Below are 15,644 nucleotides of genomic sequence, written 5' to 3'. Positions count from 1 at the left end.
ACAAGAAGGTACTGAAATGGTAATGCCAGGCGATAACGTTGAGATGAGCGTAGAGCTAATCCACCCAATCGCTATGGACAAAGGTTTACGTTTCGCTATCCGCGAAGGTGGCCGTACTGTAGGTGCTGGTGTTGTTGCTAACGTTAAAAACTAATTTTAGTTAATACGTAGTACAGCATTATGCGAAAAAGATCCTCTATTTATAGAGGGTCTTTTTTTATGGCTGTTTTTTAACTTACTCATATTTTAGAGCTCAAGGTGAGGGTTTAAGTTTGAAGTTCATGGCGAGACAAATTTAACTAAGTATGTCGTTTATAGTAAGCCAAGATAATATGATCAAAATGCTAGTGATAATTTAATAAAACGAAGGAATTAGTCAAAACTCACTTGAGTTAATTTCAATAAATGCTTAAAATGTCGCCACTAATGACTAGGATCAACATAAGGTTTGATTGGTAATGTCTTATTTTGGAAGAATCCTAATGAGTCTTACTCACAAGGGTTGCATTCCACAAAAAAGATTGTATAATAGTCAACCTTAACTAAAGGCGATTGGCTCAATTGGTAGAGCATCGGTTTCCAAAACCGAGGGTTGGGGGTTCGAGTCCCTCATCGCCTGCCACTTTATTACTGTTTAAGCTTACGAAGTTATAAGCTTAATGGCTTGATAAGCTAAATAGTACCAAGCACTCTTCTTTTACCATACAGATAGGCGGCATTAATTCTATCGTCTACGTCGTAAGGCAATTCAACTATGAGCAAACAACAGGATAACCTAGAAAGAAAGGTATCTGACGCTAGGCAGGGCGCTCATAATACGTTGGGTCAAGACCTTTCTGGTAAAAGCGCAGTGGAAGTTGCAAAAACCCGTTCGCCAAAAGATATGGCACTTTGGGGACTTGCTTTGGCCTCCTTAATTGGGGCTACTTTGGTACAATATAAATTACCAGGCATTTGGCAACCTGCTAACGATTTGTGGACACGAGTGGGCATTATTGCTGCTCTGATTGTTTTAGTCATTATCTGTTTGGCTCTAACCAATCAAGGTCGTAGCTTTAAGGTATTACTTAAAGATGCGAGTATTGAGCTACGCCGTGTTACTTGGCCAAGTAAGAATGAAACCATTCAATATACTTGGCAAAGCTTACTGGTAATTGGCATTGTCGCAGTTATAGTTTGGTTGTTAGATAACTTATTTAACTGGTTGGTTGGTGCCTTTATTGGCTAAATAAGCCAGCATTGGCCACCGGTAGCATTAGAATAAAGAATTGTTAGGGCTGGGCTTCATATAACCTTTATCTTGATATAAGTTATATAAGCCATACAGCCTGTTTTTTTTAATCAGCAATCGTTTGATTGACGTCATGGAGAAACCTATGCGCTGGTATATTGTGCAAGCATTTTCAGGCTATGAAAAGCAGGTCCAACGCTACTTGACGGATCGTATCAATCGCAGTGAGTTCGCTGATAAATTCGGTGAGGTTTTAGTACCTACCGAAGAAGTCGTTGAAATGAAAGACGGCAAAAAGCGTAAAAGTGAGCGTAAATTCTTTCCAGGCTACGTATTAGTAGAGATGGAAATGAATGATGATACTTGGCACATCGTTAATGATTGCCCCCGTATTACCGGCTTCATCGGCGGTACGCCAGAGAATCCAGCACCTATTACTAAAGTTGAGGCCGATCGCATCTTAAATCGCCTGAAACAAAGTGAAGAAGCACCACGTCCTAAGACTTTGTTTGAGCCAGGTGAGGAAGTTCTGGTTATCGACGGACCATTTACAGATTTTAAAGGTTTGGTTGAGAAAGTAGATTACGAAAAATCGAAGTTACAGCTGACCGTAAACGTATTTAACAGACCGACTCAGGTCGAATTAGAGTTTAGTAAGGTTGAAAAATTGAGCTAATTGGCTTACTTCAAAATCAACTGAGCTAAATATTTTACCCACCGGGGAGCGGATAGCTCTGCTTATCAACTTGCTTCAATAAAATTGGTAAGTGTGAGCAGCAAGCGTTATCACCCGTAAAGGAGAAAACTCATGGCTAAGAAGATTGATGGTTACATCAAACTACAAGTGCCTGCTGGCAAAGCAAACCCTTCACCACCAATTGGTCCTGCACTAGGTCAAAAAGGTGTGAACATCATGGCATTCTGTAAAGAGTTCAACGCAGCGACAGCTAGCATGGAACCAGGTCTGCCAATTCCTACTGAAATTACAGTATACGCTGATAAATCATTTACATTTATCATGAAGTCACCACCTGCTGCGTTCTTGCTGCGTAAAGCTGCTGGTATCGCTAAAGGTTCTGGTGTTCCAAATACTACTAAAGTAGGTAAAGTTACTCGTGCACAGCTACAAGACATCGTGCAAACTAAAAATGCTGATTTGACTGCTGCTGACCTGGACGCTGCTGTACGTACCATTGCTGGTACTGCGCGTTCAATGGGCATCGATGTGGAGGGTGTGTAAATGAGTAAGCTTACTAAACGTCAAAAATTAATCGCTGAGCGTATAGAAAACGAAAAGTTATACACTCTTGAAGAAGCGGTAACTATTTTAAACGAACTACCTCCTCTTAAATTCAAAGAGTCAGTTGATATCGCTATCAACCTAGGTGTTGATCCACGTAAATCAGACCAAGTAGTTCGTGGTGCAACTAACCTACCTGCAGGTACTGGTAAAACTAAGCGTATCGCTGTATTCGCTCAAGGCGCTGCTGCTGATGCTGCTAAAGAAGCTGGTGCTGACGTAGTGGGTATGGAAGATCTTGCAGAACAAGTTAAAGCGGGCAACCTAGACTTTGACGTTGTTATTGCAGCTCCAGACGCAATGCGTGTAGTGGGTCAGTTAGGTACTATCCTAGGTCCACGTGGCCTAATGCCTAACCCTAAAGTAGGTACAGTTACTCCTAACGTTGCTGAAGCAGTTGCAAACGCTAAAGCAGGTCAGGCTACTTACCGTGTAGACAAAGCAGGTATCATTCACACCACTATCGGTCAGGTTGGTTTCACTGTTGAGCAAATCCAGCAGAACGTACAGGCTTTATTATCAGACATCCGTCGTGCTAAGCCAGCTACTTCTAAAGGTATCTACATTAAGAAAATTACTTTATCAAGCACTATGGGTCCTGGCATCACATTAGATCCACTACCATACCGCATGGCTAAGTAATTCAACTAATTTATTAGTTATTTAGTGATAATTCGGGCTCTCTTCATTTGAGGCTTGAATTATCACCCAAATTTAAAGTATTAAAATATTAGGTCAGCTTAGCCAAAGCTATGCTGTCTAAGACCGTAGGTAGGTATGTTGAGGAAGTAAATCTTTTGATTTATAACTGTAGGCATACTGTTAATTGATGTTGGGGTTAGTGTTTGGTTATCTAATCATCATTAGCTCAATATTGGCCTACGCAGACGGTGACCAAAAAAGTTTGATCATGGGAATTAAATAGAGTTTATCCATTTAGTTTCTTATTCATTCTGATAAAGGTGCCGTATTCAGCGTTACTAGAGTGGTCAAAAATTATTTAGTTAATATTTGACCATTAGCTTTAGTAATAGAAACGTCAATTCGGCATTGTGAAAGCAATGTTGAAGAGATCAAGGAGTCAACTCATGGCATTAACGCTAGAACAGAAACAAAAAGTTGTGGCTGAAGTGTCTGAAGTTGCTGCAAATGCTTATTCAGCAGTTGCTGCTGATTATCACGGTCTTGAAGTAGGTCAGTTAACTGAACTACGTGTTCAAGCACGTGAGAAAGGTGTTGTACTTAAAGTGGTTAAAAACACGCTAGCTAAGCGTGCTTTTGAAGGTACTAACTTTGAGTGCATGTCAGATAAGATGGTTGGCCCATTGTTACTGGCTTTTTCTACTGAAGATTTAGGTTCAGCTGCTCGTGTTATTTATGAGTTCAGCAAAGAACATAAAGCTTTAGAGCCAAAGCTTGTATCAGTTGGTGGTGAGTTGTTTGGTCCTGAGGAATTAGAGCGCGTAGCTAAACTTCCAACACGCGACGAAGCACTATCTATCTTGATGGCAACAATGAAGGCACCAGTAACCAAGCTTGCACGTACTATGAAAGAAGTACCAGGCAAGTTTGTACGTACTGTTGCAGCAGTAAAAGACGCAAAAGAAGCCGCTTAGTTTATAACGACTTAATTTATATAAGTCAGTTACTAAGTTGTTTTCGATTAATACAGCATGATCATCGCCTAGTGGCATAAATAAACTGTATTGATCTTAATTAAACCCTTTAAATTTATCAGAATATGGAGAAATCCCATGGCACTATCTAGAGAAGATGTGTTAAACGCAATCGCTGAAATGTCAGTAATGGACATCGTTGAACTAATCAGCGAAATGGAAGAAAAATTCGGCGTAACAGCTGCTGCTGCTGTTGCTGCTGCACCTGCTGCTGCTGCTGCTGGTGGCGCTGCTGCTGAAGAAAAAGACGAGTTCGACGTTATTCTTGCTAGCTTCGGCGACAAGAAAGTTGGCGTGATTAAAGCAGTTCGTGAAGCTACTGGCCTAGGTCTAAAAGAAGCTAAAGAACTAGTTGAAGGCGCTCCAGCTCCAATCAAAGAAGGCGCTAACAAAGCAGAAGCTGAAGAGCTTAAGAAAAAGCTTGAAGAAGCAGGCGCTACTGTAGAACTTAAATAATAGAGATCAGTCTATTATGAGTTCGGTTAGGTAAGGGTTAAATCTTATCTAACTATAAAGCCAACAATGTAATATGCATTGTTGGCTTTTTTTGTTTATACTCTATTGAATCATAGAGGCGGTTGCTTTTGTCGTAAAGCTATTGTATAATCTCGCACTTGACCTTTTGTATTAGCCTAAATGGTTGACAGGCGTCACGTTAATATCTCATCAACATCAGCTTAACGAACGTTTAGCGATTAATACAGACCAAGGGACAGACAATTTGCATGTTTAAAACATCGTTAGCTTCTATCCTATTTATTTAGACCTAGGTACGCTCGTGCTTGGGGTTTTTTTGCATCTGTCGTTTGGCTTCTTTTTAACCTAATTTAACAACTTTTTTGTAATAATTCGTTTCAATAACTAGCAAAAACCATTAGCTATTAACGTTTGTAATGGGTTTGGCGGCGTCGACACTCAAATAATGAGTCAAAACGTCATGATTGTATGCACAACAGGCATTATCAAAGGTCATTCTCACTGTTTCAATCTGATGATTCCTATTTAGAACTTGAGTAATAAGTTAATTATTAACCACTTAATTTTTAAAAATGAATCATTTTTATTTTACTGTCTACTGTAAGGACTCTCGATGGCATATTCCTATACTGAAAAAAAACGTATTCGCAAAAGTTTTGCCGAGTTGCCACATGTAATGGATATCCCGTATCTATTGGCGATTCAAGTGGATTCCTATGAGCAATTTTTGCAGGAAAATAAAAAGCCTAAAGCGCGTGAGAATACCGGCCTTCAAGCTGCATTTTCATCTATTTTCCCAATCGAAAGTAATTCAAACAACGCCGAACTGCAATTTGTTGAGTACTATTTAGGTGCACCAGAGTTCGATGAGCGCGAGTGTATTTCTCGTGGATCAACGTATGCAGCACCACTGCGTGTAAAAATCCGTTTGGTTATCAAAGATAAAGATAGCAAAGACAAAAATAGCAAAGCGGCTATTAAAGACATTCGTGAACAAAACGTATATATGGGTGAAATCCCCTTAATGACCGATAACGGTACCTTTATTATTAATGGTACTGAGCGTGTTATCGTTTCTCAATTACACCGTTCACCAGGGGTGTTCTTTGACCACGATAAAGGTAAGTCGCACTCAAGTGGTAAAGTACTTTATAACGCCCGTATCATTCCTTACCGTGGCTCATGGTTAGACTTTGAGTTTGATGCAAAAGATTTAGTATTCGCTCGTATTGACCGTCGTCGTAAGCTATTGGGTACTATTATCCTACGTGCGTTAGGCATGGACACCAATGAAATTTTAGATACTTTCTTCGAAAAAGTTTCTGTATATAAAGGTGAAGAGCAATTCGAAATCGACTTGGTTGCTGATCGTCTACGTGGCGAGATGGCTCAGTTCGATATCGTATCACCAGATGGTGAAGTATTGGTTGAGCAAGGTAAGCGTATTAACGCCCGTCGTATTCGTCAAATCGAACAGTCTGGCATGAAAAAGCTGGCTGTACCTGACGAGTACTTATATGAGCGTATTTTGGCAGAAGACATCGTGGTTAATGACGAAGTAATCGCCAAAGCCAACACTTTAATTGATCATGAATTATTGGTTAAGTTAAGTGCTTTTGAAGCCAGTGAATCAATCAAAGAGTTCAAGATTCTATTCACTAACGATATCGACCATGGTACTTACATCGCTGATACGCTACGTGCGGATAGCACCGGTAGCCGCGAAGAAGCGCTAATCGAAATTTATAAAGTGATGCGTCCAGGTGAGCCACCAACGATTGATACCGCTGAAAAACTGTTCGAAAGCATGTTCTTCAACGCAGATCGTTATGATTTATCTAACGTAGGTCGCATGAAGTTCAACCGTCGTCTAGGTCGTCCTTTTGAAAATAGTGATGACCCAGATGTTAAGCGTGAACAAAGCGTATTGACCAAAGAAGACATTATTGATGTATTAAAAGAGCTGATCAATATCCGTAACGGTATTGGTGAAGTGGACGATATTGACCACTTAGGTAACCGTCGTATTCGTTCAGTGGGCGAAATGGCTGAAAACCAGTTCCGTGTGGGTTTAGTACGTGTTGAGCGTGCGGTAAAAGAGCGTTTGAGCTCTGCTGAATCTGATAACTTGTCACCACAAGATTTGATTAACTCTAAGCCTGTAGCGGCTGCAGTTAAAGAATTCTTTGGTTCAAGCCAGTTGTCTCAGTTCATGGACCAAAACAACCCCTTATCTGAGATTACCCACAAGCGTCGTATTTCAGCTTTAGGCCCAGGTGGTCTAACTCGTGAGCGTGCAGGCTTCGAAGTGCGTGACGTTCACAATACTCACTATGGTCGTGTATGTCCAATTGAGACCCCTGAAGGTCCAAACATTGGTCTAATTAACTCGTTAGCGACCTTTGCTAAGACCAACGAATTTGGTTTCTTAGAAACCCCATATCGTAAAGTAGTAGACGGTAAAGTAACCGATGATATCGAATACTTATCGGCCATTGAAGAAGTAGGTACTGTTATCGCTCAGGCTGACTCTGAGCTAGATGAGAATGGTGTGCTTGCTGAAGAGATGGTAATGGTACGTAGTGGTGGTGAATCTGTACGTATGCCAAGCGACAAAGTAACGCATATGGATGTATCACCAAGCCAGGTTGTTTCAGTGGCAGCGAGCTTAATTCCATTCCTAGAGCATGATGATGCTAACCGTGCCTTGATGGGTTCGAACATGCAACGTCAGGCTGTTCCTACGCTACGTGCTGATAAGCCGCTAGTAGGTACCGGCATGGAGCGTCACGTAGCCCGTGACTCTGGTGTGTGTGTTATCGCTAAGCGTGGTGGTGTGATTGAAGACGTGGATGCTTCTCGTATCGTAGTTCGTGTTAACGAAGAGGAGATGCAGCCAGGTGAAGCCGGTATCGATATTTATAACTTAATTAAATATACCCGCTCAAACCAAAACACCTGTATCAACCAGCGTATTATTGTTAACCAAGGCGATGAAATCGCTGGCGGTGACATCTTAGCTGATGGTCCATCAACTGACTTAGGTGAGTTGGCATTGGGTCAGAACATGCGTGTGGCATTTATGCCATGGAACGGTTACAACTTCGAAGACTCGATCTTGTTATCAGAGCGTGTTGTTAAAGAAGATCGTTTCACTACCATCCACATTCAAGAATTAACTTGTGTGGCGCGTGATACTAAACTGGGTACTGAAGAAATCACTGCCGATATTCCAAACGTAGGGGAAGCTGCTTTATCTGCGCTTGATGAGTCAGGTATTGTTTATATCGGTGCCGAAGTAGACGCGGGTGATATCCTTGTTGGTAAAGTGACGCCAAAAGGTGAAACACAATTAACGCCAGAAGAAAAACTTCTGAGAGCCATCTTCGGTGAGAAAGCAGCAGACGTTAAAGATACTTCTTTACGTGTGCCAACTTCTACCAAAGGTACAGTTATTGACGTTCAAGTCTTTACCCGTGATGGCGTAGAGAAAGATGCTCGTGCTAAAGCGATCGAAAAAGCCCAATTAGACGACTATCGTAAAGATTTAAAAGAAGAGCTTCGTATCTTTGAAGAAGCAGCCCGTAGCCGTATTAGTCATTTACTTGATGGTAAAGCCATCAGTGGTGGTGCTGGCCTTAAGTCAGGTACTGTATTGGCAGAATCTGAATTACTAGAAATGTCTTTAGAGACTTTACTAGACATTCAGCCAGTAGAAGAAGAAATTGCTGAGCGTTTGACTCAGATTCAAGAGTTCTTAGTAGATAAGCAAAAAGACATCGACACTAAGTTCGCTGAGAAAAAGCGTAAGCTAACCGCGGGTGATGACCTACAGCACGGCGTACAAAAAATCGTTAAAGTTTACCTAGCGGTTAAGCGTCGCATTCAGCCTGGTGATAAGATGGCCGGTCGTCATGGTAACAAAGGGGTTGTATCACGTATCATGCCCGTAGAAGACATGCCATATGACGAACATGGTAACCCAGTGGATATCGTATTGAACCCACTAGGTGTACCTTCGCGTATGAACATCGGTCAGGTACTTGAAACTCACTTAGGTATGGCGGCTAAAGGTCTTGGTGACAAGATTAATGGCATGCTTAAAGCCCAAGCTGCAGTGGCTGAGTTACGTGACTTCTTAGATAAGATTTACAACAAGGTGGGCGGTGAGCAAGCTGATTTAGACAGCTTGAGTGATGAAGACATCATGGCACTTGCCAATAACTTGCGTGATGGTGTGCCTATGGGTACTGCGGTATTTGATGGCGCACGCGAAGTTCAAATTGATGAGCTTTTAGAACTTGCAGGTTATCCAACTTCAGGTCAGCAGACTTTATATGATGGTCGTACTGGTCAGAAGTTTGACCGTCCTGTGACTGTGGGCTACATGTACATGCTGAAACTAAACCACTTAGTAGATGACAAGATGCATGCTCGCTCAACAGGTTCATACTCATTAGTAACGCAGCAACCATTAGGTGGTAAAGCACAGTTTGGTGGTCAGCGCTTCGGTGAGATGGAAGTTTGGGCCCTAGAAGCATACGGCGCAACTTACACGTTGCAAGAGATGCTAACAGTGAAGTCGGATGATGTTGAAGGTCGTACGCGTATGTATAAGAACATCGTCGATGGTGAACAGTACATGGATCCAGGCATGCCTGAGTCATTCAACGTACTGACCAAAGAGATTAAGTCATTGGGTATTAATATTGAGCTAAAAGAAAGTAATTAGTCTTATCCTTTAACTCAGCCTAATTCATTGCCTTCAACGGTAAGTTTGGGTCATTGCTAAAAATGTATTATTGAACATAAATAATAGTGATGACCCCCTGCCGTGAACACATATAACGGAGAAGCAACTTGAAAGATTTACTCGATATTATGAAAAGCCCTGCCGACAACGGCAAACGTGAATTTGATAGCATTCAGATTTCATTGGCTGCTCCAGAGACTATTAAATCATGGTCACATGGTGAAGTAAAAAAACCAGAAACTATTAACTACCGTACCTTTAAGCCTGAGCGTGACGGTCTATTCTGTGCCAAAATCTTTGGTCCAGTAAAAGACTTTGAGTGTCTTTGTGGTAAGTACAAGCGCCGTAAATTCCAGGGCGTAATTTGTGAAAAATGTGGTGTAGAAGTGACCACAGCCAAGGTTCGTCGTGACCGTATGGGCCACATCGATTTGGCTAGCCCAGTTGCTCACATTTGGTTCTTAAAATCATTACCAAGCCGTATCGGTCTATTACTTGATATGACACTACGTGATATCGAGCGCGTATTGTATTTCGAAAGCTATGTGGTAACCGATCCAGGTATGACTTCTTTAGAGAAGTATCAACTGCTTGATGACGAAGACTACTATAAAGCGTTAGAAGAGTTCGGTGATGAATTCATCGCTAAAATGGGTGCTGAAGCGATTCAAGACCTATTAAAAGACATTGATATTGATCTTGAAATCGATGACCTACGTGAAGAGATTCCTAACACGGGCTCTGAAACCAAGCTTAAGAAAATGTCTAAGCGTCTTAAGTTATTAGAAGCTTTCCGTGACTCTAATAACAAGCCTGAGTGGATGGTAATGAGTATCTTGCCAGTATTACCACCAGACTTACGTCCTCTAGTACCGCTAGAAGGCGGCCGCTTTGCCACGTCAGATCTAAACGATTTATATCGCCGTGTCATCAACCGTAACAACCGTTTAAAGCGTCTTTTAGAGCTTAACGCACCAGATATCATTGTGCGTAACGAAAAACGTATGCTACAAGAATCAGTAGATGCGTTATTAGATAACGGTCGTCGTGGTCGCGCCATTACCGGTAGTAACAAGCGTCCTTTAAAATCGCTTGCTGATATGATTAAAGGTAAGCAAGGTCGTTTCCGTCAAAACTTACTAGGTAAGCGTGTTGACTATTCTGGCCGTTCAGTAATTGTTGTGGGTCCAACCCTACGTCTACATCAGTGTGGTTTGCCGAAGAAAATGGCTCTTGAATTATTCAAGCCATTCACTTATTCAAAACTATTATCACACGGTATGGCCACTACCATTAAACAAGCTAAGAAGATGGTAGAGCGTGAAGAGCCACAAGTTTGGGATATGCTGGCCATGGTAATCCGTGAGCATCCAGTATTACTAAACCGTGCGCCAACCCTGCACAGATTGGGTCTACAAGCGTTTGAGCCAGTACTAATTGAAGGTAAAGCGATTCAGCTGCACCCGCTAGTTTGTACCGCGTTTAACGCTGACTTCGACGGTGACCAAATGGCAGTACACGTGCCATTAACCTTAGAAGCACAGTTAGAAGCCCGTGTGCTTATGATGTCTACGAATAACATCTTATCACCTGCTAACGGTGATCCGATTATCGTACCCTCACAAGACGTTGTACTGGGTCTATACTACATTAGCCGCTCATCGATTAATGCCAAAGGTGAGGGCATGATCTTCGCCACGGTTAACGAAGCGTTGCGCGCGATTGGATCAAATGACCTACACGTAAACGCAAAAATTAAAGTTCGTGTTACCGAAACCACTTTTGATGAAGAAGGTAATGCCACTAAAGAGACACACCTACAAGATACTGTAGCCGGTCGCTTATTGATTTGGAACATCATGCCAAAAGGCATGAAGTTTGAAGAGTGTAACGTTGAGATGACTAAGAAAAACATCTCAAAACTAATGAACTCTTGCTACCGTACTCGTGGCGTGAAAGAAAGTGTTATCTTCGCTGACCAATTGATGTACCTAGGTTTTGCTCAAGCAACCCTATCAGGTGTGTCTATCGGTATCGAAGATATGGTTATTCCACCTAAAAAGAAAGAGCTTATCGAAGCGGCTGATGCTGAAGTTCGTGAAATTGAACAACAGTTTGAGCAAGGTTTCGTAACCGCTGGTGAGCGCTATAACAAAGTAGTCGATATTTGGTCACGTACCAACGATAAAGTTGCGAAAGCGATGATGGATAACTTGTCTACTGACAAAGTTATTAACGCACAGGGTGAAGAGGAAGAGCAGAAGTCATTCAACTCTATCTTCATCATGTCAGACTCGGGTGCTCGTGGTAGTGCGGCACAGATTCGTCAGTTGGCCGGTATGCGTGGTCTGATGGCTAAGCCAGATGGTTCAATTATTGAGACCCCAATTAAGGCTAACTTCCGTGAAGGTCTATCGGTACTTCAGTACTTTATCTCGACTCACGGTGCGCGTAAAGGTCTTGCTGATACGGCACTGAAAACCGCGAACTCAGGTTACTTAACCCGTCGTCTAGTAGACGTGGCGCAAGATTTGGTTATCACAGAGAACGATTGTGGTACTGAAAAAGGCGTTCGCATGACACCGCACATTCAAGGTGGTGAAATCATCGAGAAGCTGGGTGACCGCGTGTTAGGTCGTGTGGTAGCAACCGACGTTATCAACCGTGAAGATGAAGTGATATTAGCGGCAGGTACTTTGATTGATGAGCAAGGCGTACAGCTAATTGATAACAATGGTATCGATGAAGTGTGGGTACGTTCAGTAATTACTTGTGATGTGCCACATGGTGTTTGTGCTCAGTGTTATGGCCGTGACTTAGCCCGTGGTCATAAAGTGAACATTGGTGAGTCTGTGGGTGTTATGGCTGCTCAGTCAATTGGTGAGCCAGGTACTCAGTTAACCATGCGTACGTTCCACGTAGGGGGTGCAGCAAGCTCGACCTCAGTAGACAACAGTATCTCTGTACGTAATTCAGGTTTTATCCGCTTCCATAACATGAAGACGGTTGAACACGTGGATGGTCACCTAGTTATCGTTTCTCGTTCTGCTGAAATCGGTATTGCCGATGATGTAGGCCGTGAGCGTGAGCGCTATAAAGTACCTTATGGTTCAAGTGTTTTAGTGAAAGATGGTGATGAAGTTGAGAGTGGACAGTCTATTGCTAAATGGGATCCACACACTCACCCAATTATCACAGAATTCGCTGGTAAAGCTCGCTTTAGCGATATTATCGATGGCTCAACTGCCACGGTTAAAATTGATGAAGCCACAGGTATGAGCTCGTTTGAGATTCTTGGTTCAAAAGACCGTCCAAGTAACTCAAAAGATTTACGTCCAGCGATCATTCTAGACACTACAGGTGGTAAAGAAGTAGTTTACTTCCTACCAGCTGAGACCATTATCCGTGTCTCTGACGGTGAAGAAGTAACTGCCGGTTCAGTATTAGGTCGTGTGCCACAAGCCACTTCAGGTACTAAAGATATTACCGGTGGTCTGCCACGTGTTGCTGACTTATTTGAAGCCCGTCGTCCGAAAGATCATGCCATCATGGCAGAGATGTCTGGTGTGGTAAGCTTCGGTACCTCAACCAAAGGTAAGAACCGCTTCATCATCACCAATGAAGATGGCGAAGTACACGAAGAGCTGATTCCAAAATGGCGTCAAATCAACGTATTCGAGAACGAAACCGTTGCTCGTGGTGAGGTGATTGCAGATGGTCCGTTGAATCCGCATGATATCTTACGCTTACAAGGTGAGACCGCTCTAGCGAACTACATCGTTGACGAAGTACAAGAGGTTTATCGTTTGCAAGGTGTTAAGATCAACGATAAGCACATTGAAGTTATTATCCGTCAGATGTTACGTAAAGTAGAAGTAACTGATGCTGGTGATTCTAACTACTTCAAGGGCGATCAGGTTGAATACGCTGATGTGAAAGCGCTGAACGAGAAACTATTGGCTGAAGATAAGTTCCCAGTACAGTTTGAGCGTCAGTTACTTGGTATTACCAAAGCCAGCTTGGCCACTGAAAGCTTCATCTCAGCGGCTTCGTTCCAGGAAACTACTCGCGTGTTAACTGCTGCTGCGGTTACTGGTAAAGTGGACGAATTACGTGGTCTGAAAGAGAACGTGGTTGTTGGCCGCTTGATTCCAGCGGGTACGGGTCTTGCTTACCATGCAGCTCGTAAGAAAGCCAAAGAAGGTAAGCCGGCTTATGATGTAGAAAGTGCTTTAGATGCTGCGTTTGATCTAGAAGCAAATACTACCGCTCAAGACTTCAGAAGCTTCGATGAAGCCTTTGCACAAGAGCTTAGCCAAGACAAACCAGGTCAGTAAGGCCTACTTATTGATTTGAGTAAAAAATAAAATTAATAGTTATTAAAAAATCCGGCATTAGTGCCGGATTTTTTTATTACAATAAATTTATAGCTATCAGTTACTTATTAAACTCCGAACTTATTTTTGAATAAAAAACAGTCTTAAGGTACTAAAAATTAGCTTGTAACCTAGTAAATGAGCTTGAATCAGAGTTCATAAGGCTTTATAACTATAAAAATAACCGTTATTAAAAAAGATCATTATTTAATGAGTTAACTAAACTTACTGTTTGTTTAACTTCTCTGTATTATAACAATAGTAAACTACCGCATTTATTTAATAATAAATCAATAATGATAGAAGAATAGTTTTATTTACTTTGATTAATTTTTTGAGGCAATCATGAGAAAAGTTATTCTGTTAATATCTGCTTTGTTCTCAGCAGGGACGATGAATGCTGCGTACGCTGAAAATAAAACGCCAGACTGTGATAGTTTAAATATCATGTTGATGTCCATGAAAGACGGTTTAGATATTAATGCCAACTGGCGTACAACCGGCTCATCACCTAAGAAGTTTAAGACGGTAAGTGTGGGCGATAGCAATAAAACGGATCCCAGTTTTGATATCAGCTGCCCAAACTTAACTGCCAGTTATGATGGTAATGTATTAAAGATGAAGGCGGACAGCTATAAAGGTATTACTGATCATTTATATAAGCAGTTAAATCGGGGTGTGGATTTATATAACTATCGCTGGTATACCGATCCAAAAGTAAAAGCTGATTTTAAAGTGGATAAGTACAGTTTTGATTTAGAAAGATTATTACTTACCGATGGCTATATTAAAATGCCGGAGGGAGGGAGTATTAGCAAAAAACAATCTTTTATTCCTAATACGGCTGTTATTAGTTATAAAATTAATGGCGGCGAGTTAAAGCCGCTATTGGTTAATAAGAACGTCACCAAGTACTCTTCAGATTTCAAAGCGGCCAAAACCATCGATATTTACCATAAAAATCCCGATATGGCACGAAGAGGCTTTGGGATAGAAAGAATATTCGTTGATAAAGAAAATGGGGTGCTAGAGATTTATAAAGAGCACGTATTTCCACCCAAATAAATGCTTTGAATGATTTATCACCAGTCGCCGTAAAACCACCCACTTCAGGAGGTGGATATAAGGCGACACACACTGTCGTAAGAAGCCGTTAAAGGGTTGTAAGCTAAAATTAATCTTGCGATACTAAGCATATGAAAGCCCTCAAGCTACGCATTAAAGACAAGCACATAAAAGAGCTGAATCAGCTAAGCGGTTCGGTAAACTTTGTGTGGAACTATGTCAATGCGTTAAGTTTTGAACATTTAAACCGTACTGGTAAGTTTTTTAGTGCTTATGATCTAAGTGAGTATACCAAAGGAAGTGGCGAGTATTTAGGATTACACAGTCAGACCTTACAAGCAATTAATGAGATTCACGCTAAATCACGTAAACAGTTTAAAAAAGCCAAACTTAACTGGCGCAGCAACCGTCCTGATGCCAAGCGTAAATCACTAGGTTGGATACCTTTTAAAAAATCTGCTATCAAGTATTTGCAAACAAGGCAGACAGGTAAGAAGGGACTGAAATCAACCCTACAGCTATCGCTATCTAAAGGTCAAAAGCTCATCATAGATGTATTCGATAGCTACAACCTAAGCCTATATCAAATCAACACGCTTGAGATAGTACAAGACAGTCGTAATCGTTGGTATGCGTGTATCACCGTTAAAGACCATCCTAAGCAAGTAAGTGGTAAGGGCAGCGTTGGAATTGATTTGGGCTTAAAAGAGTCTGCTACTACCTCAATGGGTGATAAACTTACTATTAAGCAGACTCAAAAATGGGC

11 protein-coding genes and 1 tRNA gene are annotated in these 15,644 nt (G+C 41.7%); all 12 read left to right on the top strand.

What is annotated here, in order from left to right:
* Window positions 1–154, top strand: a 154-nt coding sequence (locus A1019T_RS01860; protein WP_482822378.1) for an EF-Tu C-terminal domain-related protein, incomplete at its 5' end; no start/stop codon positions are given.
* Window positions 155–546: 392 nt separating this feature from the next.
* A tRNA-Trp gene (locus A1019T_RS01855) sits at window positions 547–622 on the top strand.
* 132 nt (window positions 623–754) lie between these two features.
* Window positions 755–1,228, top strand: a complete 474-nt coding sequence (gene secE / locus A1019T_RS01850; protein ID WP_077450173.1) for a preprotein translocase subunit SecE — start codon at window positions 755–757, stop codon at window positions 1,226–1,228.
* Window positions 1,229–1,376: 148 nt separating this feature from the next.
* Complete coding sequence (nusG, locus tag A1019T_RS01845; protein ID WP_011961254.1) at window positions 1,377–1,907, top strand: transcription termination/antitermination protein NusG; 531 nt, start codon at window positions 1,377–1,379, stop codon at window positions 1,905–1,907.
* A gap of 132 nt (window positions 1,908–2,039) precedes the next feature.
* Window positions 2,040–2,471 (top strand): 50S ribosomal protein L11, encoded by a 432-nt coding sequence (rplK, locus tag A1019T_RS01840; RefSeq protein WP_077450172.1) that lies wholly within the window; start codon window positions 2,040–2,042, stop codon window positions 2,469–2,471.
* On the top strand, window positions 2,472–3,173 hold the full coding sequence (gene rplA / locus A1019T_RS01835) for a 50S ribosomal protein L1 (RefSeq protein WP_077450171.1): 702 nt from the start codon (window positions 2,472–2,474) through the stop codon (window positions 3,171–3,173). It begins immediately after the preceding gene.
* 446 nt (window positions 3,174–3,619) lie between these two features.
* Complete coding sequence (gene rplJ / locus A1019T_RS01830) at window positions 3,620–4,147, top strand: 50S ribosomal protein L10 (protein ID WP_028858897.1); 528 nt, start codon at window positions 3,620–3,622, stop codon at window positions 4,145–4,147.
* Between the two features lie 138 nt (window positions 4,148–4,285).
* Window positions 4,286–4,663, top strand: a complete 378-nt coding sequence (gene rplL / locus A1019T_RS01825; protein WP_077450170.1) for a 50S ribosomal protein L7/L12 — start codon at window positions 4,286–4,288, stop codon at window positions 4,661–4,663.
* A 634-nt stretch (window positions 4,664–5,297) separates the two neighbouring features.
* Window positions 5,298–9,416, top strand: coding sequence for a DNA-directed RNA polymerase subunit beta (gene rpoB, locus A1019T_RS01820; protein WP_077450169.1), 4,119 nt, complete (start codon window positions 5,298–5,300; stop codon window positions 9,414–9,416).
* A 128-nt stretch (window positions 9,417–9,544) separates the two neighbouring features.
* Window positions 9,545–13,774, top strand: a complete 4,230-nt coding sequence (rpoC, locus tag A1019T_RS01815; protein WP_077450168.1) for a DNA-directed RNA polymerase subunit beta' — start codon at window positions 9,545–9,547, stop codon at window positions 13,772–13,774.
* Window positions 13,775–14,158: 384 nt separating this feature from the next.
* Window positions 14,159–14,878, top strand: coding sequence for a hypothetical protein (locus tag A1019T_RS01810; RefSeq protein ID WP_077450167.1), 720 nt, complete (start codon window positions 14,159–14,161; stop codon window positions 14,876–14,878).
* Between the two features lie 131 nt (window positions 14,879–15,009).
* A partial coding sequence (locus A1019T_RS01805) for a transposase (RefSeq protein ID WP_279626165.1) occupies window positions 15,010–15,644 on the top strand: 635 nt, incomplete at its 3' end.

The sequence above is a fragment of the Psychrobacter piechaudii genome, assembly GCF_900162825.1.
GTDB classification, from domain to species: Bacteria; Pseudomonadota; Gammaproteobacteria; order Pseudomonadales; family Moraxellaceae; genus Psychrobacter; species Psychrobacter piechaudii.
The sequence above is the reverse complement of the archived record's forward strand: the minus strand, read 5'-3'. Positions and strand labels throughout refer to the sequence as shown.